Below are 19,953 nucleotides of genomic sequence, written 5' to 3'. Positions count from 1 at the left end.
GATGAAGCGGCGTATCCGAGGGATGCGCAAGCGAGGTGGTACCGCGGTCTCCGATTCGAAAGAACGGATGTCGTCCTCGTGGTGAGTGAACCCACGAGGAGACCCATGTACCCCCTGCATTCCCAGAACGCCGGAGTCCCGTCGAGCCCGGACTTTCCCGAGATCGAGACCGGCATCCTCGCCTTCTGGAAGGGTGACGACACCTTCCGCGCATCCATCGCCAACCGCGAGGGATGCCAGGAGTGGGTGTTCTACGACGGCCCGCCGTTCGCGAACGGGCTGCCGCACTACGGCCACCTGCTGACCGGGTACGCAAAAGACCTGTTCCCGCGCTACCAAACGATGCGCGGCAAGAAGGTCGAGCGTCGCTTCGGCTGGGACACGCACGGGCTTCCGGCCGAACTCGAGGCGATGCGCCAGCTCGGTATCACCGAGAAGCAGCAGATCGAGGAAATGGGCGTCGCGGCGTTCAACGCCGCCGCGAAGAAGTCGGTGCTCACCTACACCGACGAGTGGGAGCAGTACGTCACTCGCCAGGCGCGCTGGGTCGACTTTGAGAACGACTACAAGACGCTCGATGTGACCTTCATGGAGAGCGTTGTCTGGGCGTTCAAGACCCTCTACGACAAGGGTCTCGCCTACGAGGGCTACCGCGTTCTGCCGTACTGCTGGCGCGATCAGACCCCGCTGTCGAACCACGAACTGCGGATGGATGACGACGTCTACAAGATGCGTCAAGACCAGTCGGTCACGGTGACCTTCCCGCTCGTCGGCGAGAAGGCCGAAGCGCTCGGGCTCACCGCTGTTCAGGCGCTCGCCTGGACGACGACCCCGTGGACGCTGCCCACCAACGCCGCACTCGCCGTTGGTCCCGACATCTCGTATGCGGTCGTCGAGGGGCCCGAAGGTCAGCAGTACCTGTTGGCCGCCGACACGATCGGTACCTACCTGAAAGAGCTGGGCGCCGAGTCTCGGGATGACGTGGTTGTCACGCGCACCCTGCTCGGCAGGGAGCTGGCCGGCATCCAGTACGACCGTCTCTGGGACTACTTCGCTGACGCCCCAGGGATGGAGCAGGCCTGGCAGATTCTGGTCGCGGACTACGTCGCAACCGGCGAGGGCACCGGCATCGTGCACCAGGCCCCAGCGTACGGCGAAGACGACCAGGTCACGGCGGCGGCGGCCGGCATCCCGGTCATCCTGTCGGTCGATGACGCGGGACGCTTCCTGCCGATCGTCGACGACTTCGTGGGCGTTCACGTCTTCGAGGCGAACCCCGGTCTGATCAAGAAGCTGCGGGATGACGGCCGGCTGTTTCAGGTGAAGTCGTACGAGCACTCGTACCCGCACTGCTGGCGCTGCCGCAATCCGCTGATCTACAAGGCGGTCTCGTCGTGGTTCGTGAAAGTCACCGACATCAAAGACCGGATGCTCGAGCTCAACCAGCAGATCACCTGGGTTCCTGAGAACGTCAAAGACGGCCAGTTCGGGAAGTGGCTCGCGAACGCCCGCGACTGGTCGATCTCGCGCAACCGGTACTGGGGCTCGCCGATTCCGATCTGGAAGAGCGACGACCCGGAATACCCGCGCGTTGACGCCTACGGATCTCTCGCCGAACTCGAGCGTGACTTCGGTCGCCTGCCCCTGAACACCGAGGGCGAGGTCGACCTGCACCGTCCGTACATCGACGAGTTGACGCGGCCCAACCCCGACGACCCGTCGGGTGCGTCGACGATGCGACGGATCCCGGATGTTCTCGACGTGTGGTTCGACTCGGGGTCGATGCCGTTCGCTCAGGTGCACTACCCGTTCGAGAACCAGGAGTGGTTCGACGGCGTGGATGGGGAGAACGGGCACAACCCGGCCGACTTCATCGTGGAGTACATCGGGCAGACCCGCGGCTGGTTCTACCTGATGCACGTGCTCGCAACCGCGCTGTTCGACCGGCCAGCATTCTCCAACGTCATCTCGCACGGAATCGTGCTCGGCAACGACGGACAGAAGATGTCGAAGTCGCTGCGCAACTATCCCGACGTGAGCGAGGTCTTCGATCGCGACGGTGCGGATGCAATGCGCTGGTTCCTGATGTCGTCGTCCGTCATCCGGGGTGGCAATCTGGTCGTCACCGAGGAGGGCATCCGCGGTGGGGTGCGTGAACTGCTGCTGCCGCTGTGGTCGACCTATTACTTCTTCACCCTCTACGCGAACTCATCGGGCGTCACGGCGACCTGGCGTACCGACTCGACGAACGTTCTCGACCGGTACATCCTGGCTAAGACCCGCGAGGTGCTTGAGCAGGTGCAGTCGCACCTCGACCAGCTCGACAGCCCCTTCGCGGCGCTTGCCCTGCGCGACTTCGGCGACGTGCTCACCAACTGGTACGTGCGACGCTCGCGTGATCGCTTCTGGGACGGCACCGATCGGGATGCCTTCGACACCCTCTACACGGTGCTCGAAACCCTTTCGCGGATGGCGGCGCCCCTGCTGCCGCTCGTCACCGAGGAGATCTGGAAGGGTCTCACCGGCGGTCGGTCGGTGCACCTGGAGGACTGGCCGTCGGCCGCTGACTTCCCCGAAGACCACGCCCTCGTCGCGGCGATGGATGAGGTGCGGGCTGTCGCGTCGGCCGGCCTCGCCCTGCGCAAGGTGCGTCAGCTGCGCGTGCGCCTGCCGCTCGCGCGGTTGACCGTGGTGGCGGATGCCGGTGGGCTCGACCAGTTCGCCGACATCCTGCGCGAGGAACTCAACCTGAAGGACGTGGTCTTCACGCCCCTGGTCGAATCGAGCCTCGGTGACTTCGGCATCGAGCGCCGTCTGACCGTGAACGCCCGAGCTGTCGGGCCGCGGCTGGGTAAGGATGTGCAGCGGATCATCCAGGCGGCGAAGGCCGGGAACTGGACGCAGGATGGCTCGGCCGTTGTCGTGGATGGAACTCCACTCGAAGACGGGGAGTTCGAGCTCGAGCTGTTCGCCGCCGATCCGGAGGCTGCGGTCGCGTTCCTGCCCGGAGGCGGGTTTGTCGTGCTCGACACCACCGTGACGCCCGAGTTGGAGGCCGAGGGACTCGCGCGCGACGTCATCCGTGCCGTGCAGCAGGCCCGTAAGGATGCCAACCTCGACGTGAGCGATCGCATCGCACTCACCATCCACGGTGATGATCTCGCGGTGGTGGCTGTCGGCATCCATCGTGATCTGATCGCGGGAGAGACTCTCGCCACAACGCTTGAGGTCACGGCGGGCAAGAATGGAGCAACGGCCGTCGGAGCCGGATCCATGGTGTCGATTGAAGTGGAGCGCTCGAAATGAGTGAGGATGCCCTCGATGAACTCTTCGACGACGACCCTCAGTATCAGTCGGCGGCCGACGAGGTGTACGCCGAACTGATTGCCCGTCTCGGCGAGGCCACCCCGCAGCCGCGCCTCGAGCCGACGCGCAAGGCCTGCGAACTGCTCGGCGACCCGCAGCACGCGGCACCGGTCGTGCACATCACCGGAACGAACGGTAAGACCTCCACGTCCCGGATCATCGAGTCGATCCTGCGCGCGTCGGGGCTCCGCACGGGACTGCTGACCTCCCCGCATCTGGTGCGGGTCAACGAGCGCATCATGATCGACGGTCTTCCGGTGCGCAACGAAGCGATGGCGCGCAACTGGAGCGAGATCGCCCCGGTGCTCGCGATCGTCGACGCCGAACTGGTCGCCAACGGCGAGGAACCTCTCACCTACTTCGAGGCTCTCACCGTGCTGGCGTTCGCGGTCTTCGCCGACGCGCCGGTGGATGTCATGGTGCTCGAAGTCGGCATGGGCGGCGAGTGGGATTCCACTAACGTCGCCGATGGCCAGGTCGCGGTGCTCACCCCGATCGCCCTCGACCATCAGGCACGCCTGGGCAACACCATCGCCGAGATCGCGCGCACCAAGGGCGGCATCATCAAGCCGTCGGCGTCGGTGGTCACCGCGATTCAGACCATCGAAGCGCTGGATGAGTTGCGCGAAGCGGCCGAGCACGACGAAGCGAGTCTGGCGATCGAGAAGGTCGACTTCGGGCTGGAGTCGACAACCGTCGCCGTCGGTGGCCAGGTCATCACGGTGCGCGGCAGGGCCGGGCGGTATGACGATCTGTTCCTGCCCCTCTACGGCGACTATCAGGCGCAGAATGCGACCCTCGCGATCGCGGCGGTCGAGTCGTTTCTCGGTGACGGTTCCCGCGCGCTGGAGCACGACATCCTGGTTGAGGGGTTGTCGCAGGTCACCTCGCCCGGTCGGTTGCAGCTCGTCGGCATCGAGCCGACAGTGCTGGTGGATGCCGCCCACAACCCGCACGGGGCGAAGGCTCTCGCCGGGGCGATGACCGAGTACTTCGACTTCGCCGAACTGTGCATCGTGATCGCGGTGCTCGGTGACAAAGACGCCCACGGCATCGTTGAAGAACTCAGCCCCGTCGCGACGCGGTTCCATGTGACTCGGTCGCATTCGGAGCGCGCCATCCCGGCCGACGAGCTCGCAGCGCTGGTGGCGTCGGTCGCCGGCCAGGATTCGGTGTACTCCTACCCGGAGGTCGCGGAAGCAGTGGAAGCGGCCCGCGAGTGGGCTGCCGAAGCGCCGAGTCGCGCGGTGCTTGTCACCGGATCGATCACCCTCGTCGGCGAGGCCATCGCGCTCGCCGAAGCGGGTGGCTGGAAGTGACCTCGGGCGAGGCGCGCGCGCCACGCACTCGGGTTCGGCGCGAGCGCGGTGTCGCCGAAAGTCTGCTGTCGATCGTGCTGGTGCTGGAAGCCGCGGTGCTGTTTTTCGCGACCCTCGCCATCCGCGGACTCACCGCCCTGCCGACCGGAGTCGTGATCGGCGGGGGAGCGGTGTTCCTCGTGCTCCTCGTGGCGGTGTCGCTCGTGCAGCGCTACCCCTGGGGAATTGCGATCGGCGGCGTGCTGCAGGTGGCGTACGTCGCGCTGGGGTTTCTGCATCCATTCATGTTCGTCATCGGGGCGGTCTTCGCCGGGATGTGGGTCTGGTGTCTGGTGCGCGCTCGGCGCATCGAGAATTCGCGGCGTCTGGCCGCAGAGGGAGAAAACGCATGAACGTCGAAGAGACTTTGGTGCTGGTCAAGCCGGATGGCGTTGCCCGCAATCTGACCGGCGAGATCCTGCGCCGCATCGAAGCGAAGGGCTACGTGCTGGTCGACATCCGGATGCTGCAAGCGCCCCGAGATCTGCTGGCTGCCCACTACGCCGAGCACGAGGGCAAGCCGTTCTACGAGCCGCTCGTGGAGTTCATGGAGTCGGGGCCGATCGTCGCTCTTCGGGTCACCGGCAACCGGGTGATCGAAGGATTCCGCGCGCTGGCCGGCACGACCGACCCGACGACCGCGGCGCCTGGAACCATCCGCGGTGACCTCGGCCGTGACTGGGGACTCAAGGTTCAGCAGAACCTCGTGCACGGGTCGGACTCGCCCGAATCCGCGACCCGCGAGCTCGAACTCTGGTTCCCGTTCTCCTGAGTGCTCGGTTCCTGAGTAGTTGGCTATTTGCCCAACTTCGGGCCTTCAGCGACCGTCGTGGACCTCAAGTCGGGCAAATAGCCTCGACTGTCGCTCCAAGACAGTACGCACTCGTGCGACCAGTTCGACGGGGTCGCGGAGGTCGTCGCCGTTGAGTTCCATGACGTACCAACCGAGAGCCTCGAGTCGGGAGCGGCGCGTCATGTCTCGGCGCCATTGCTCTCGCGACCGGTGATAGTCACCCTGGTATTCGATCGCGAACATCAGTTCAAGAAAAGCGAAGTCGGTTCGCATTTCGCGGCCCGACGAGGTGTCCACGAGCTCGTGGTTGATGCGGGCTGGTGGTAGTCCTGCTTTATCGAGAAGGACGCGAAGGATGGACTCAGGTCGAGACTCCGCACGCTCGTCGCAGAGTTCGAGCGCGTACCTGAGCCGCGGTGAACGAGTGATGCGATCGCCCACTTCGATTCGGGCGGATAGTTCTTTCAGCGATGCAAGCGGCGAACCGCGTCGGATGATGTGGTCGGCGATCGCGACCAGGTCCGAAATTGTGAGAACGCTCGCCATCTCGCACAACATCCGCGGAGCTGAGCTGAGGCGAATCCCGTCGTCGTCGACGAGCACGTCGCCGGGAGAGACCTGACGGCTGTGGCCGATCACTCCCTTCGAGTGCGGTGCGCGAGCGGGCGCCTCGACGGTTGCATGAAGTGAGGTCATCCGCTCGAATCGCAGGGGCAGCGGTGCGCCGAGAAGTCTTGCCGCCGTCGAGTGGCTGAAGAATGTCGCTTCAGGCAGACGCGCGGCGAACATCCGGCTGCGTTTACGGAGATCATCCGCGGATCCGGCCGGCGCTCGGATTCCGTAGACGCGGGCGTCGAGGTCGCGCGCTCGGAGTCGATCGGGCGAGACGCCGTGCTTGCGTGCATCGCCCGTTGTGAATGCTGCGTCACAAAGCGGCTCAGGTAGCGGCAAGGGTGCGCGAGGAGTCATCCTCTGATGCTGTTATGCGCGCTCGTAGCTCCCGATGGGCCGCGCGTGATCGGCTATTTGCCCGACTTGGGGCACTCCTGTGGAGGAGTAGCCGCAAAGTTGGGCAAATAGCCGAACGCGAAGCGCGCTACGGAGTCGGAGTCGGGGTCGGCGTGGGCGACGGCGTCGCGCCACCGCCCGAGCTGAAGTCCGCGTTCTTGGTGAGGAAGGTCGCGAACTCCTGCGGGTCGCTCAGGTTGCTCGGCTGGTAGAAGACGCCATTGACGATGATCGTCGGGGTGCCGAACTTGCCGGAACCCGGATTCTTGAGCGCGGGATCAGACAGCACGCGCGTAGTTGAGGCATTCACCCAACCCTTGAACTCCTCGTTGTTGACGCAGGAGGTGATCTTGTCGGAACTCGCCCCCGCGGACGCGAGCAGCGTCACAATCTCGGCATCCGTCAGGCCCGCGGTGTTTTCCGCCGGCTGCTGCTTGAAGAAGGCGTCGCTGACGTCGAGGAACTTGTCGGGCGCATAGGCCGCGACGCAGGCACCGGCGTTCGCGGACCGGAGCGAATACCCCGACCCGAGAAAGCTGGTCGACAACAGGTTGATCGGGTGTACTTCGAGGGTTCCGAGGCCGTCTTGCAGCAGCTGGCGGATCTGCCCCGAGTTGGCGGTCTCGAACTGGTTGCAGAACGGGCAACCGAAGTCGATGTAGGTGACGATGTGCACCGGCACGTCGTACTTCTTGGGGTCGGTGGGCGTCGGGTCGGCACCGGCCGGAACGCCGTCGGTCGTCACCGGGGTGATTGCCCCGTTCGATCCGGTTAACAGGATGCCGTCAGACGCCATGTTTGCCGGTCCCGCGCCTTCGGGCCGCGTGCCGATCCAAATGCCCCAGCCCACGGCCGCAATCACCGCGACGATCGCAACGGTCACGCCGCCGCGGATCAGGATCGTGTTGCGGGCCTCGGACTTCTGGCGCTTTTCGCGCTCAATCCGAGCGATCTCGCGCGCTTCGTCGCGACGCTGGTCCTTGGTCTGACGTTCTTGAGCCACGAGAGGAAACCTTATCGGTCGAGTTCTATGGATCTGCTTAGAGGCGAGGAGCTCAGAGCGAGCCGACCATGAGGTGCCCGATGATGTCGAGGCGCAGCTGGGCGAGCAGAGCCACCACGGCGTAACACACGACGGTCACCGGGATTGCCCACGACCGCAGGCCTTTCCCGAACCCCACGGCACGCGACCCGAAGACACCCTCGGCCAGATTCCTCGACGTCACGACCCAGAACAACGGGATGGTGACGAGCCAGACGAGCATGCACCACGGGCAGAGCGTGCCGAGCACGAAGATGCTCTGCGAGATCAGCCAGCCGATGAAGATGAGTGCGCCGAGGATGCCGACGTTGAATGCCGCCCAGAACCAGCGCGCGAAACGGGCGCCGGCGAGCAGCCCGACGCCGACGGCAATCGGTGCAACGAATCCGCCCATCCCGAGCAGCGGGTTGGAAAAGCCGAACACCGCGCCTTGCCACGACGAGAGGTTCTTGCCGCACTGCACGATCAGGCTGAAGTTGCAGTTCAAGGCGGCGTCGGGATTCTCGAGCACGAGGAACTTGTCGATCGTGAGCTGGAAGGCCGCCCACCAGCCCAGCGCACCAACAACGATCAGGAAGATTGCCATGGCGAGGGGGCGGCGCGGAGTTTCGATGTCGGTCACGGAGTGATTATCGCAACCCCCGTGTGATACTTGACCTCAAGTCAATCGGGCCGCGCCCGGTTGCACCAGAAAAGCTTGACCGGGCACTGTGCTAATCGCAAAGGCGATAGGCGCAGAACCGGGCCGCGAGTGCAGACGCTGTGTTGCTACACAGCATTTCGCACCGTGTCGGATGCCAGTTCCGAATCCGCTGTGACAGAGCGAGCGCAGTGACAGAGCGCATGGTGGCGCTGTACCCATACCAGGAACGTGAACCGTTCAGGGAATCGGTGACCACCGTCCACAAAAATTCGCGGGAACCGCAGAGCGACCCGCACGAGAGAGTACCGACGGGCGGCGCGGCCCCCTTCGGTCGAGGAAGCAGAGCTCCAACGATGGCGGAGAAGCGATCACCCAAGAGCGCAGTAGCGCACCTGTCGGCCGGATCCGAGATGGATATTCTCCCGGTCGCCGATGACACTGTCGAGAAGCCCAAGCGCGGGCGGATCAAGAAGGACAAGACCGTTCAGGATGCCGCTGACGCGGCTCCCGCGAAAGGGTCGCGCCTGAAGAGAGCGCTTCTCGGTCGCAACGACACCGCCACGGTCGCGAAGGAGTCGGTCGACACTGAGAACGTCGGCACTGAGAACGTCGGCACTGAGAACTCTGTCGACACGAAGCCGGCTGCCGCACCCGCCGCTGCCGAGGTGGCGCCCGGCGCTTTCTCGCTCCTGTTCCAGGCGCCTCCCATCCCGACGCCTGTGATTGGAGCGAACGGCCCCGACGACGATGCGACTCCCGCCGCGTCAGGTACTGGTACCGGCACGGCATCCCGTCGTCGGTCGCGTCGACGCCCGGGTGAGGGTCCGCAGGAGGGCGATGACGCGCCCAACACGACCGTGCGCGTGCGTCAGCCGCGCCCCCCGCAGGAACCGAGGCTCATCACCGAGCCGCAACGGATCAAAGGCTCGACCCGTCTCGAGGCGAAGAAGCAGCGCCGTCGCGACGGTCGGGATGCCGGTCGCCGTCGTCCCGTGATCACCGAGGCCGAGTTCCTCGCGCGCCGCGAAAGTGTCGACCGAGTCATGGTCGTGCGCAGCAAGTACGGCCGCATCCAGATCGCCGTTCTCGAAGATGGCGTGCTGGTCGAGCACTACGTCGCTCGGGCCGCCGACGCCAGCCTGATCGGCAACGTCTACCTCGGCCGCGTGCAGAACGTGCTGCCGTCGATGGAGGCCGCGTTCGTCGACATCGGTCGCGGCCGTAACGCCGTCCTCTACGCCGGCGAGGTCGACTGGGAGGCCGCCGCGGCTGCCGCCGAGGGTGACGGTAACAAGAACCAGGCGCGCAAGATCGAACTGGCGCTCAAGCCCGGCGACAAGTTGCTGGTGCAGGTCACGAAGGATCCGGTCGGTCACAAGGGTGCCCGCCTGACCTCGCAGGTCTCGCTCCCCGGTCGCTACCTGGTTTACGTGCCCAACGGGTCGATGAACGGCATCAGCCGCAAACTCCCCGACACCGAGCGGGCACGCCTGAAGCGCATCCTCAAGGAGGTGCTCCCGGACGAGGTGGGCGTCATCGTGCGCACCGCCGCCGAGGGCGCGACCGAAGAGCAGTTGACGCTCGACGTGCAACGTCTCATCACGCAGTGGACCGAAATCGATCACGCCGTGCAGACCCAACCGGCGCCGGCTCTGCTGCACAGCGAACCCGACCTGCTGTTGAAGATCGTTCGGGATGTCTTCAACGAGGACTTCCACAAGCTCGTGGTTGAGGGCGACGACGCTCTGGCAACTATTCAGGGCTACCTCGACGCCGTGGCACCCGATCTGGTCGACCGGCTCGAAAAGTACGACGATCAGGTCGACTCATTCGACAAGATGCGCGTCAGCGAGCAGATCGACAAAGCCCTCGACCGCAAGGTCTGGCTGCCGTCGGGCGGTTCGCTGGTCATCGACCGCACCGAAGCGATGACGGTTGTCGACGTCAACACCGGCAAGTTCGTCGGCTCGGGTGGCAACCTCGAAGAGACCGTGACGAAGAACAACCTCGAGGCCGCCGAAGAGATCGTGCGCCAACTGCGGTTGCGTGACATTGGCGGCATCATCGTCATCGACTTCATCGACATGGTGCTCGAGTCCAACCGAGACCTCGTCCTGCGCCGGATGGTGGAGTGCCTCTCACGCGACCGCACGAAGCATCAGGTCGCGGAGGTCACGTCTCTCGGGCTCGTGCAGATGACCCGCAAGAAGCTCGGACTCGGCCTGCTGGAATCGTTCAGCGAGAGCTGTGAGGTCTGTGCCGGACGCGGGCTCATCATCCATCACGACCCGGTGTTCAAGCACCGTGCGGGAAACGAAGGATCGTCGAGCAACGGTGGTGGCGCTCCTGCGTCGTCGTCGTCGGCATCGTCGCGCAGTCGTCGCGGTCGCGGTGGCGGAAGCGGCAGCGGACTGGCCGGCGTTGCGAGTTCGGGCGTCAAGAACGGCGTCGGCTCGACAGGCACCCACGCGATCACTGAGGACGTCAAGAACGCCCTCGCCCAGATCGCCAAGAGCACTGTCGTCCACGCCGAGGGTGAGGCATCCGCGCAGACAGTTGCGGTTGCTGCGGCCGAGACGGCCATCCAGATCCTCGATATCCCGGTCGCCAAGGCGTCGCGCAGTACCCGTCGAGTGAGCCCGAAGGACGCCGAAGACATCCTCGGGTCCGTCCTGGAGGCTCTGCCCGAGCCGAAGCAGCCCGGTCAGGGCCGCCGCGGATCGCGTCGCGCCTCAACCGGCGGGAACGTCACGCCGACCACGCCGACGGAGTAGTTGAGAGGCTCTCAGTGCGCGGAGCGGGGGTCTTTCGGCGACTTGTCTTTCTGCCGCACCCGCAGACCGGCGTGCTGAAGCCGACGCAATAGCTCGCGCCCGGTGACCGGCAGTGCGCCACGCTCGACGAGTTCGTTCCAGCGTTCCCGCGGCACGTCGTAGTGGTCGTTGTCGAACGCTCGTGGCGGGATGCCGGCCGCCTTCGCGAAGGCGTGCAACTCGGCATACGACGCGTCACTCACGAGGTGCGCCCAGACCGTGGCATGAGCCGGCCAGACGGGCTCATCGATGAGAATCACCTGGATAGTCTGCGCCCTGGCTAACCTGGCCCCATGACCGAGCAGGATGTCGCCCGAGTTCTCAAGCGTCGCGGCGCGTTGCCGGCACTGATGACCGCCGTGGGCATTTTCGTCGCCCTGATCGTGCTGGGCTTCCTCGGCGCTACGTTTTCTTCCCTTGCGGTAATCGCCGACCCCGTTGTTGACGGGCGATTCTTTGGATCGATCTGGTCGACCCAGCTCGTGGGGTCGCTGGCCGGTCCGCTGCCGATCGCCCTCGGAGTATTCCTGTGTTTCTGGCAGATCGCCCCGATCGCGGCCAGCCTGCGCCTGGGACATGTCGTGACCAGAGCGGTGCTCGCCGCAACGGTGGGGGCACTGCTGCTGTTCGTCGTCACCCTGGCTTACGCTCTCGCGGTCTGGGGGATTGAGGTGGCCGGATCGATGCTGGGCTCCACCGACACGTCGGGGCCAACCTCCCCGGCGGTGCTGGCGTTCCGGTCTCTCAGCGTGTTGGTGAACGTGCTTCCCGTGGTCGTTCTTGGCGCGATTTTGCTCTGGGGATGGCTTCAGCGGCATCCCCTCGACTACAAGGTGAGCGGCACGCTCGACGAGGTCTGAGCTGCGTTTGATAGTTCGCCCGTTTTGGCGCTAAACTCGACCCTTGGTGTGCTCCCGGCAGGTGCCGGGCTCTGTTTGCTCAACAGACTCTTCGCTCAGCGGAGGATGCACCCGAAATCTTCCCTAACAAAGGATTCTTCGTGGTTTACGCAATCGTGCGCGCCGGTGGGCGTCAAGAAAAGGTTGAGGTCGGCACCATCGTCGTTCTCGACCGCATCGCGGGCGACAAGGATGGAAACATCCAGTTGACGCCGGTGCTGCTTGTCGACGGAGACACGATCACCCACGAGGCCAAGGCGCTCGCGAAGATCACCGTCACGGCCGAGGTCGTCGGTGACGAGCGCGGCCCGAAGATCGTCATCCAGAAGTTCAAGAACAAGACCGGGTACAAGAAGCGCCAGGGTTTCCGCGCTGACCTCACCCGCGTCAAGATCACCGGCATCAAGTAGGGGCTGACAGACATGGCACACAAAAAGGGCGCATCATCCACCCGCAACGGGCGTGACTCGAATGCCCAGTACCTCGGCGTCAAGCGCTTCGGCGGCCAGGTCGTCAAGGCCGGCGAAATCATCGTTCGTCAGCGCGGCACTCACTTCCACCCCGGCGCCAACGTCGGCCGTGGCAAGGACGACACTCTGTTCGCGCTTTCTGCGGGCGCTGTGCAGTTCGGCCAGAAGGGCCGCCGCAAGGTTGTCAACATCGTCGCGGCGGTCGCTGCGGTCGTTCCGGCGGCCTGACGCCCCACCATCGATTTCGACGAGGGCGGACTTCGGTCCGCCCTTCGTTGCGTTTCAGCCCAATCTGCGTTTCAGCCCGATCTGCTCGGAAGGAGTGACACCGCATGACGACCTTCGTCGACGAGGTGACGCTCCATCTGCGGGCAGGTCACGGCGGCCACGGCTGCGTTTCGGTGCGCCGCGAGAAGTTCAAGCCGCTCGCCGGACCTGACGGCGGCAACGGTGGGCACGGTGGCGACATCACTCTCGTCGCCGACCCTCAGGTCACGACGCTCCTCAGCTACCACCGCGGGCCGCACCGCTCCAGCGGCAACGGCGGTCCGGGGATGGGCGATCACCGTGCCGGCGCGAGCGGCGAGTCTCTTGAGCTCGCGGTTCCGATCGGCACCGTCGTCTCGACTCCCGACGGTGTGCTGCTCGCCGACCTCGACGAGCCGGGAATGCGCATTGTCGTCGCCCCCGGTGGCCAGGGTGGTCTCGGAAACTCCGCGCTCGCGAGCACCAAGCGCAAGGCGCCCGGGTTCGCGCTGCTGGGCACCTACGGCTGGGAGGGCGATGTCCTCCTCGAGCTGAAGACCGTGGCAGATGTCGCGCTGGTCGGATTCCCGAGCGCGGGCAAATCGAGCCTCGTCGCCGCGATGTCGGCCGCGCGGCCGAAGATCGCCGACTACCCCTTCACGACCCTGCACCCGAACCTGGGGGTCGTCGAATCCGGGTCGACGCGTTACACCGTGGCGGACGTTCCCGGGCTGATCGAGGGCGCCAGCGAGGGCAAGGGTCTCGGGCTCGAGTTCCTGCGTCACGTCGAGCGGTGTTCCGCCCTGCTGCACGTGATCGACTGCGCCACGCTTGAGCCCGGACGCGATCCGCTCAGCGATTTGGATGTCATCCTCGGCGAGCTGGGCGCCTACCCGGTGCCCGAGGGGCAAGTGCCGTTGCTCGAGCGTCCGCAGCTGATCGCGCTCAACAAGGTTGACGTTCCCGATGCCCGCGACCTGGCAGAGATGGTGCGTCCCGACCTCGAGGCGCGCGGCTACCGGGTCTTCGAAATCTCGGCCGTGACCCGCGAGGGTCTTCGCGAACTGTCGTTCGCCCTCGCCGAACTCGTGGAGGTTGACCGGGTTGCCCGCGTCGCGGCCGCGCTGGCAAAGCCCCGCATCATCCTGCGTCCGAAGGCCGTCGACGCGATCGAGTTCACGATCCGTGTCGAGGGCGGCACCGAGACGCTGTACCGCGTGCTGGGGGAGAAGCCCGAGCGCTGGGTTCAACAGACCGACTTCAACAACGAGGAAGCTGTCGGGTTCCTCGCCGACCGGCTGGCGAAGATCGGCATCGAGCAGGCTCTGTTCGCGCACGGCGCCGTGCCCGGATCCGCCGTCGTTATCGGCGAAGGAGACGGGCAGGTCTTCGACTGGGAGCCCACGCTCACGTCGGCGGCCGAGCTCATCACGAGCCCGCGCGGCACCGACTCCCGGTTCGACGACAACCGCCGGGCCACCCGCGGCCAGCGTCGCGAAGAGTACTTCGAGCGGATGGATGCCAAGGCTGCTGCGCGCGCCGAACTCGAAGCCGAGCGCGAAGCCGGCATCTGGAACGTCGGAGACGAGCAGACCGACGCCCGCGCATCGGGAGCGGACGAGGAATGACGCGGGATGCCGTGCTGGCGGCTAAGCGGATCGTCGTGAAGGTCGGTTCCTCCTCGGTCAGTGGTGACAACGCGGGTCAGATCGAACCCCTCGTTGACGCCCTCGTCGCAACGTATCGTCGGGGGGTCGAGGTCGTGCTCGTCTCGTCGGGTGCGATTGCGAGTGCCCTGCCGATCCTCAACCTCGGCGGACGCCCTCAGGACCTGGCCACTCAGCAGGCTGCGGCCGCGGTCGGACAGAACATCCTGATGTGGCGGTATCAGACGAGCCTCGACCGCTACAGCATCCTGGCCGGCCAGATTTTGTTGACCGCGGGGGACCTCGAGAACCCCACACACCGTTCCAACGCCCAGCGCGCGATGGAGCGGCTTCTCGACCTGCGCGTGCTGCCGATCGTCAACGAAAACGACACTGTGGCAACGCAAGAGATCCGCTTCGGCGACAACGATCGGCTCGCCGCCCTGGTGAGCGAACTGGTCGGCGCCGATCTGCTCGTGCTGCTCTCCGACGTCGACGCTCTCTACACGCGACCGCCGTCGGAACCCGGCGCCCGCCCGATCCCCGAGGTGCCGTTCGACGACGACCTCTCGGGTGTCGAACTGGGGCCGATCGGCGCTGCCGGGGTCGGTACCGGGGGAGCGGGCACCAAGATTGCCGCCGCGAAGCACGCCGCCGCCGCCGGCATCCCGGTGTTGCTCACCTCGACCGCCAACGTCGCTGTCGCCCTCGCCGGCGAAGAGACCGGTACCTGGTTCAACGCTCGGGCGTAGCGTCCTTCGGCACCAGAGGGAGCGCGGCGGTCGGGAAGGCCGCGACGATCGCGAACGCCCAGGAGTATCCGACGGCCGTGATGAGCAAACCGAAGAGTGGGGCGACCAGGGCAGCCGCAATGAACTGACCGGTGTTTTGAGCGCCGAGCGCACGTCCCGACCACTGCGACCCCGCGATCTCGGCCACCGCGGTGAACGCGAGCCCGTTGTCGGCGACGCTGACGGCCGAAGCCAGCACGTAGAACAGCCCGACGGCGGGCGCCCAGTGCAGTGCTCCGGCGCCAGCGGTGAGCAGCACCAGCGGGATGCCGGCGAGGGCGACCCAGCGCAGCGGCTTCAGCCGACTCCCGACCCGGTCGCTCAGGATGCCGACTCCCACCCGTCCGCCGGCTCCGATCAGTTGGGAGCCTGCGACGAGCAATCCCGCGGCGAGCGGATCCCACCCCTGGTCGACGATCAGCCAGACCAGCCCAAAGGTCGCGAGCGCGTACTGCGGCACGACGAGCAGGGCAGACACGGCGTGGATGCGGGCCAGTATCGAATCGCCCCGATACGGGTTTGCCGGGCGGCCTTCGACATCCGTCGGGCGCGATGGCCGCGGCGGATTGACGATGAACAGTGCGCTCGCCGCTGCTGCGACCGCGACGATCGAACCCGCGACGACGAAGGCGGGCCAGAGCTCGTTGTGCGTGGTGAGGGCAGGAACGATGAGGGCGCCCGCTGCAGTGCCGAGCGGAAGAGCCATCTGACGCAGTCCCATTGCGAGCCCCCGACGGGACGCCGGGAACCAGCCGATCACGACGCGTCCACTGGTCGCGCTCGTCGCAGCCGCTCCGATGCCGCACAGCCCGAGAGCGAGACCCAGGGTCAGATAGTCCGGTGCGAGGGCGGCGGCTGCCGCCCCGGCGACCGCGACGACGAGGCCGGTGACCAGCACTACTCGCTCGCCCCAACGGTCGGTCGCCGCACCCCAGAGGATCAGGGTGAGCAGCACCCCGACGCTCGGCGCGGTCGCGAGCAGGCCCACTTCCGCGAGCGACAGGCCGCGGCGCGTGTGCAGGAGGGGAAACAGATACGCCGGGATCGAGATGAGGAGTGCGGTCGTGGCCTGCGACCCGCCGCCGACCGCGAGCATGAGCCACGCTCGAGGCCGCCGCGGCCAGGGGATCGGGGGAGCCGCGGTGGTCATCCCTCCCATCCTGCTCCTGCCGTCGGCCGCCCGTAGAATCGCGCGTATGTCCACTCCGGTTTTGGCGACCTCGATCGACGCGAAACTCGACCGCGCCCGCGTCGCCGCGCGCACCCTGGCGACCACGGCATCCGCCGCGAAGGATGCCGGCCTCGAAGCGATCGCGACAGCCATCGAGAACGGGGCCGATCGCATCCTGCCGGCCAACGAGCTCGACCTCGCGAATGGCCGCGAAAGCGGACTTTCCGCGGGGCTCCAGGACCGCCTCAAGCTCGACCCCGCGAGGCTGACAACGCTCGCCGACGCCGTGCGTCAGATCGCCACTCTGCCCGACCCGGTCGGCGTCGTGGTGCGCGGCTCGACTCTTCCGAACGGTCTGTTGCTCAGCCAGGTGCGGGTGCCATTCGGAGTTGTCGGCGCCATCTACGAAGCCCGTCCCAACGTGACGATCGACATCGCCAGCCTGGCGCTCAAGAGCGGCAACGCCGTCGTGCTGCGGGGCGGCCGGGCGGCGTTCAACACCAACGGGGTGCTGGTCGAACTGCTTCAGGAGGCCCTCGAAAGCGCCGGACTCCCGGGCGATGCCGTGCAGACGATCGACGAGTTCGGCCGCGAAGGCGGAACGCTCCTGATGCAGGCCCGAGGCAAAGTTGACGTGCTGATTCCCCGGGGCAGTGCCGACCTCATCGACACGGTCGTGCGCGAGTCGAAGGTGCCGGTGATCGAGACCGGCGCCGGCGTTGTGCACCTGTTCCTCGACGAGAGCGCCGACGCGGCGATGGCTGCCGAGATCGCGGTGAACGCCAAGGTGCAGCGGCCGAGCGTGTGCAACGCCCTCGAAACGCTGCTCGTCGATTCCCGATCTGCCGCGCGGCTGCTTCCGCCCGTGTTGAGCGCCCTTCGTCAGCAGGGGGTCACCCTGCACGCCGACGCGGCGACCCGCGCGATCTTCCCGGATGCCATCCCCGCGACCGACGAGGACTGGGCGACCGAGCACATGAGCCTCGACCTGAACGTCGCCGTCGTCGATGACCTGGATGCGGCGCTCGAGCACATCCGCCGGTTCTCGACCCACCACACCGAGTCGATCGTCACCAACGATCTGGCGCGCGCCGAACGGTTCCTCGCCGAGGTCGACTCGGCCGTCGTCATGGTGAACGCCAGCACGCGGTTCACGGATGGCGGGGAGTTCGGGTTCGGCGCCGAAGTCGGCATCTCGACCCAGAAACTGCATGCGCGTGGTCCGATGGGCTTGCCCGAACTCACGAGTACGAAATGGATCGTGCGCGGCAGCGGTCAGGTCCGAAGCTGAACGCGGTCGCAGTTTGCCACGGCTAGGCTGATCCCGGAGGAATGATGCTGCCCACCCTGCTTCTTGTTGACGCTCCCGAGGAGCTCGCCCAACTGGTGCTGCCTGCCTGGGGGTTCCCGCTGATCGTTGCCATCATCTTCGCCCTTCTCGCTCTCATCACCTGGAGCTTCCGCGACGTCGCACACCGTCACGCGAACAAGACCGACGCGGCCGCCGCGGCGCATCAGGACGCGCACCACTAAGGGCCCCGGGATCGTGACCACGGGCGCCGCGCGCCGACTTCGAGTCGGTGTCATGGGCGGCACCTTCGATCCGATTCACCACGGCCACCTCGTTGCCGCGAGCGAAGTGCAGCAGAGCTTCAACCTCGACGAGGTCGTCTTCGTGCCGACCGGCGAGCCGTGGATGAAGGTCGCCGTCACGGATGCGGAGCGCCGCTACGAGATGACCGTCATCGCCACCGCATCCAATCCGCGGTTCACGGTGAGCCGCGTCGACATCGAACGCAGCGGCCCCACGTACACGATCGATACCCTCCGCGACATCCGGAAACAGCGACCGGATGCCGAGCTGTTCTTCATCACCGGTGCCGACGCGGTCGCCCAAATCGTCGAGTGGAAAGACGTCGAAGAGCTCTGGGATCTGGCCCATTTCGTCGCTGTCTCGCGTCCTGGGCATCCGCTGAGTATTCGCGAATTACCGGAGCAAGGCGTAAGCTCCCTTGAGGTACCCGCCTTGTCGATCTCCTCCACGGATTGCCGACGGCGAGTCGGCCGGGGTTTCCCGGTGTGGTACTTGGTCCCCGATGGTGTTGTGCAATACATCTCCAAGCACCACCTGTACCGGAGTACCGCTGTCGGAGACATCGCCATTGGAGACAAGGCATGACCACTTACCAGGATCCGCCGTTGCAATCGCGACGCGCCTCCCGGCAGGGTGAGCGAGCTGAATTCTCGGCCCCCACGTTTACCCCGCCGCAGCTTCCGCGCGCCGCGGCTGGCGCCGGTGAACCGCTCAGCTACGTCACACAGAATCGCCCCGCGCTGCCCGGCTACGACGGAGCGCAGAACCGCGGCCGTCGCGCCGCCGAACCGCCGCGCGAATCCGCCGCCCCCGAAGCGCAGGCTCCGGTAGTACCAGCACAGGCACAGGCACAGGCACAGGCACAGGCACAGGCGCCGGCACCGGCGCCGGCACCGGCCTTCCGCCCCCGCGATTTCAGTCCCGAGGCTCGCACGGCACCGCCGGCCTGGTCTCCCGAGTACGACCGCGATGGCCTCGACGCCGACCGCGACCAGGGCGTCGTCGACTATCAGACGCAGGCGCGCTCCTCTGTTCAGATTCCCGATGCGGTCCGCGGATCGCTCGCCGCTGCGCTCGCGCGCGAGCCGCGGGAAGAGACTCTCTCGCGCCGCGAGCTTCGCGCGATCCGGGGCGCGGCGGGCATCACCGTCACGTCCCCCGAGTCAGCGCCCTACGACTCCGCACCGGCCGCTGAGGCACCCGTCGTAGCGGCTCCGGTCGCTCAGGCACGGGTTGCTGAGGCACCGGTTGCAGAGGCACCGGTTGTAGAGACACCGGCCGCCGCGGGCACGTCACGTCGACTTCGCCGCGCCGCCGTCGAACCGGCTCCGGAAGACGGCCTCGCCTCGTTCAGCGCCCTGTATGGACAGCCTGCTCCCGCAGCCGCCCCGCCCCAGCAGGATGTGCAGCCGCAGCAGCCGTATCAGCTGGTCGAACCGCAGCACTATGCGCCGCCCGAGCAGCCGCAACAGTTTGTTCAGCCCGTGCAACTTGCGCCCGAGCGGCAGGCGCCCGAACACCAGGCGCCCGTGCAACTTGCGCCCCAGCAACTTGCGCCCCAGCAGTTCGTTCAGCCCGAGCAGGCGCCCGAACCGGTCGCCCCCGCTGCCATGCCGACGACGGGCGAACGCCCCATCGGACACTGGACCAATCAGGGCGACATCGACGACCGCGTTCAGGTCAGCGAGACGAGGGTGTCGCGAACGGTGCGTTCCGGCGCGCTGACCACGAGCGCCCTCGTTCTGCCCTCGATCCCCGGGCACGACATGTCGACAGGCGAGGTGATGTTGACGGGTTCGATCAGTCTGCCGAGCTCGCTCTCCTCGATCGGCGCTCATTCGCCCATTGACGAGTCCGACATTGACCACCTCCTCGACGCCGGCGACCACCAGATGGTCAACACCGACTCGGTGCCGATCCGCGCGATCAAAGCGGTCTCGAGCAACACGGGAAGCCGTGCCGTGATCACCACCCAGAAGCCGCACCGCGCCAACCGTGCGCTGACCGCGCTGATCATCTCGGCATCCGCCATGGTCGTTGTCGTTGTCGTCTTGCTGGTCGTAGCTTTCGCGACGGGCGTGCTCTGATCGCCCGCTTCGACCCACTCACTATC

The 19,953-nt window shown here is 66.3% G+C and carries 19 protein-coding genes; 14 read left to right on the top strand and 5 right to left on the bottom strand.

Annotation, left to right across the window (positions count from 1 at the left end):
* Positions 1 to 105 precede the first annotated feature (105 nt).
* Genes ileS through ndk form a run of 4 tightly spaced genes read left to right on the top strand, consistent with a single transcriptional unit; the run spans position 106 to position 5,496 of the window.
* Positions 106 to 3,306, top strand: coding sequence for an isoleucine--tRNA ligase (gene ileS / locus ABIR17_RS09240; protein WP_348004088.1), 3,201 nt, complete (start codon positions 106 to 108; stop codon positions 3,304 to 3,306).
* Positions 3,303 to 4,685 carry a folylpolyglutamate synthase/dihydrofolate synthase family protein gene (locus ABIR17_RS09235; protein WP_348004087.1) on the top strand — a complete coding sequence of 461 codons (1,383 nt, stop codon included), beginning with the start codon at positions 3,303 to 3,305 and terminating at the stop codon, positions 4,683 to 4,685. The genes ileS and ABIR17_RS09235 overlap by 4 nt, the downstream gene beginning before the upstream one ends.
* Complete coding sequence (locus ABIR17_RS09230) at positions 4,682 to 5,077, top strand: DUF4233 domain-containing protein (RefSeq protein ID WP_348004086.1); 396 nt, start codon at positions 4,682 to 4,684, stop codon at positions 5,075 to 5,077. The genes ABIR17_RS09235 and ABIR17_RS09230 overlap by 4 nt, the downstream gene beginning before the upstream one ends.
* Positions 5,074 to 5,496 carry a nucleoside-diphosphate kinase gene (gene ndk, locus ABIR17_RS09225; RefSeq protein ID WP_348004085.1) on the top strand — a complete coding sequence of 141 codons (423 nt, stop codon included), beginning with the start codon at positions 5,074 to 5,076 and terminating at the stop codon, positions 5,494 to 5,496. The genes ABIR17_RS09230 and ndk overlap by 4 nt, the downstream gene beginning before the upstream one ends.
* A gap of 45 nt (positions 5,497 to 5,541) precedes the next feature.
* Here the strand turns inward: ndk and ABIR17_RS09220 are convergent, their stop codons facing one another.
* The 3 genes from ABIR17_RS09220 to ABIR17_RS09210 form a co-directional block, all read right to left on the bottom strand.
* Positions 5,542 to 6,486 (bottom strand): hypothetical protein, encoded by a 945-nt coding sequence (locus ABIR17_RS09220; RefSeq protein WP_348004084.1) that lies wholly within the window; start codon positions 6,484 to 6,486, stop codon positions 5,542 to 5,544.
* A gap of 127 nt (positions 6,487 to 6,613) precedes the next feature.
* Positions 6,614 to 7,528 (bottom strand): thioredoxin domain-containing protein, encoded by a 915-nt coding sequence (locus ABIR17_RS09215; protein WP_348004083.1) that lies wholly within the window; start codon positions 7,526 to 7,528, stop codon positions 6,614 to 6,616.
* 52 nt (positions 7,529 to 7,580) lie between these two features.
* Positions 7,581 to 8,189 carry a vitamin K epoxide reductase family protein gene (locus ABIR17_RS09210; RefSeq protein ID WP_348004082.1) on the bottom strand — a complete coding sequence of 203 codons (609 nt, stop codon included), beginning with the start codon at positions 8,187 to 8,189 and terminating at the stop codon, positions 7,581 to 7,583.
* A 374-nt stretch (positions 8,190 to 8,563) separates the two neighbouring features.
* Here ABIR17_RS09210 and ABIR17_RS09205 point away from each other — a divergent pair, with 374 nt between their 5' ends.
* On the top strand, positions 8,564 to 10,984 hold the full coding sequence (locus tag ABIR17_RS09205; RefSeq protein ID WP_348004081.1) for an Rne/Rng family ribonuclease: 2,421 nt from the start codon (positions 8,564 to 8,566) through the stop codon (positions 10,982 to 10,984).
* A gap of 11 nt (positions 10,985 to 10,995) precedes the next feature.
* Here ABIR17_RS09205 and ABIR17_RS09200 read toward each other — a convergent pair whose 3' ends face one another.
* Entirely contained in the window at positions 10,996 to 11,283 is a 288-nt protein-coding gene (locus ABIR17_RS09200; RefSeq protein WP_348004080.1) for a DUF4031 domain-containing protein, read from the bottom strand.
* Positions 11,284 to 11,316: 33 nt separating this feature from the next.
* Between ABIR17_RS09200 and ABIR17_RS09195 the strand changes: the two genes are divergently transcribed.
* The 5 genes from ABIR17_RS09195 to proB all read left to right on the top strand — a co-directional run bounded on the left by ABIR17_RS09195 (position 11,317) and on the right by proB (position 15,036).
* Complete coding sequence (locus ABIR17_RS09195; protein WP_348004079.1) at positions 11,317 to 11,883, top strand: hypothetical protein; 567 nt, start codon at positions 11,317 to 11,319, stop codon at positions 11,881 to 11,883.
* Between the two features lie 140 nt (positions 11,884 to 12,023).
* Positions 12,024 to 12,332, top strand: a complete 309-nt coding sequence (rplU, locus tag ABIR17_RS09190) for a 50S ribosomal protein L21 (RefSeq protein ID WP_348004078.1) — start codon at positions 12,024 to 12,026, stop codon at positions 12,330 to 12,332.
* A gap of 12 nt (positions 12,333 to 12,344) precedes the next feature.
* Positions 12,345 to 12,620 (top strand): 50S ribosomal protein L27, encoded by a 276-nt coding sequence (gene rpmA / locus ABIR17_RS09185; protein ID WP_348004077.1) that lies wholly within the window; start codon positions 12,345 to 12,347, stop codon positions 12,618 to 12,620.
* 104 nt (positions 12,621 to 12,724) lie between these two features.
* On the top strand, positions 12,725 to 14,266 hold the full coding sequence (gene obgE, locus ABIR17_RS09180; RefSeq protein ID WP_348004076.1) for a GTPase ObgE: 1,542 nt from the start codon (positions 12,725 to 12,727) through the stop codon (positions 14,264 to 14,266).
* Positions 14,263 to 15,036 (top strand): glutamate 5-kinase, encoded by a 774-nt coding sequence (gene proB / locus ABIR17_RS09175; protein ID WP_348004075.1) that lies wholly within the window; start codon positions 14,263 to 14,265, stop codon positions 15,034 to 15,036. The genes obgE and proB overlap by 4 nt, the downstream gene beginning before the upstream one ends.
* Here proB and ABIR17_RS09170 read toward each other — a convergent pair.
* A complete protein-coding gene (locus ABIR17_RS09170) occupies positions 15,020 to 16,225 on the bottom strand; it encodes an MFS transporter (RefSeq protein ID WP_348004074.1) in 1,206 nt (401 codons plus the stop codon). The genes proB and ABIR17_RS09170 overlap by 17 nt on opposite strands.
* 46 nt (positions 16,226 to 16,271) lie before the next feature.
* Here ABIR17_RS09170 and ABIR17_RS09165 point away from each other — a divergent pair, with 46 nt between their 5' ends.
* The 4 genes from ABIR17_RS09165 to ABIR17_RS09150 are packed head-to-tail and all read left to right on the top strand — an operon-like array spanning position 16,272 to position 19,927.
* Complete coding sequence (locus tag ABIR17_RS09165; RefSeq protein WP_348004073.1) at positions 16,272 to 17,537, top strand: glutamate-5-semialdehyde dehydrogenase; 1,266 nt, start codon at positions 16,272 to 16,274, stop codon at positions 17,535 to 17,537.
* 41 nt (positions 17,538 to 17,578) lie between these two features.
* Positions 17,579 to 17,779 (top strand): hypothetical protein, encoded by a 201-nt coding sequence (locus ABIR17_RS09160; RefSeq protein WP_348004072.1) that lies wholly within the window; start codon positions 17,579 to 17,581, stop codon positions 17,777 to 17,779.
* Positions 17,780 to 17,792: 13 nt separating this feature from the next.
* Positions 17,793 to 18,425: a nicotinate-nucleotide adenylyltransferase gene (gene nadD, locus ABIR17_RS09155; RefSeq protein WP_348004071.1), complete on the top strand. Its 633-nt coding sequence runs from the start codon at positions 17,793 to 17,795 to the stop codon at positions 18,423 to 18,425.
* Entirely contained in the window at positions 18,422 to 19,927 is a 1,506-nt protein-coding gene (locus tag ABIR17_RS09150; RefSeq protein ID WP_348004070.1) for a hypothetical protein, read from the top strand. The genes nadD and ABIR17_RS09150 overlap by 4 nt, the downstream gene beginning before the upstream one ends.
* Positions 19,928 to 19,953 lie beyond the last annotated feature (26 nt).

The organism is Pseudolysinimonas sp. (assembly GCF_039912695.1).
Lineage (GTDB): Bacteria > Actinomycetota > Actinomycetes > Actinomycetales > Microbacteriaceae > Pseudolysinimonas_A.
The sequence above is the reverse complement of the archived record's forward strand: the minus strand, read 5'-3'. Positions and strand labels throughout refer to the sequence as shown.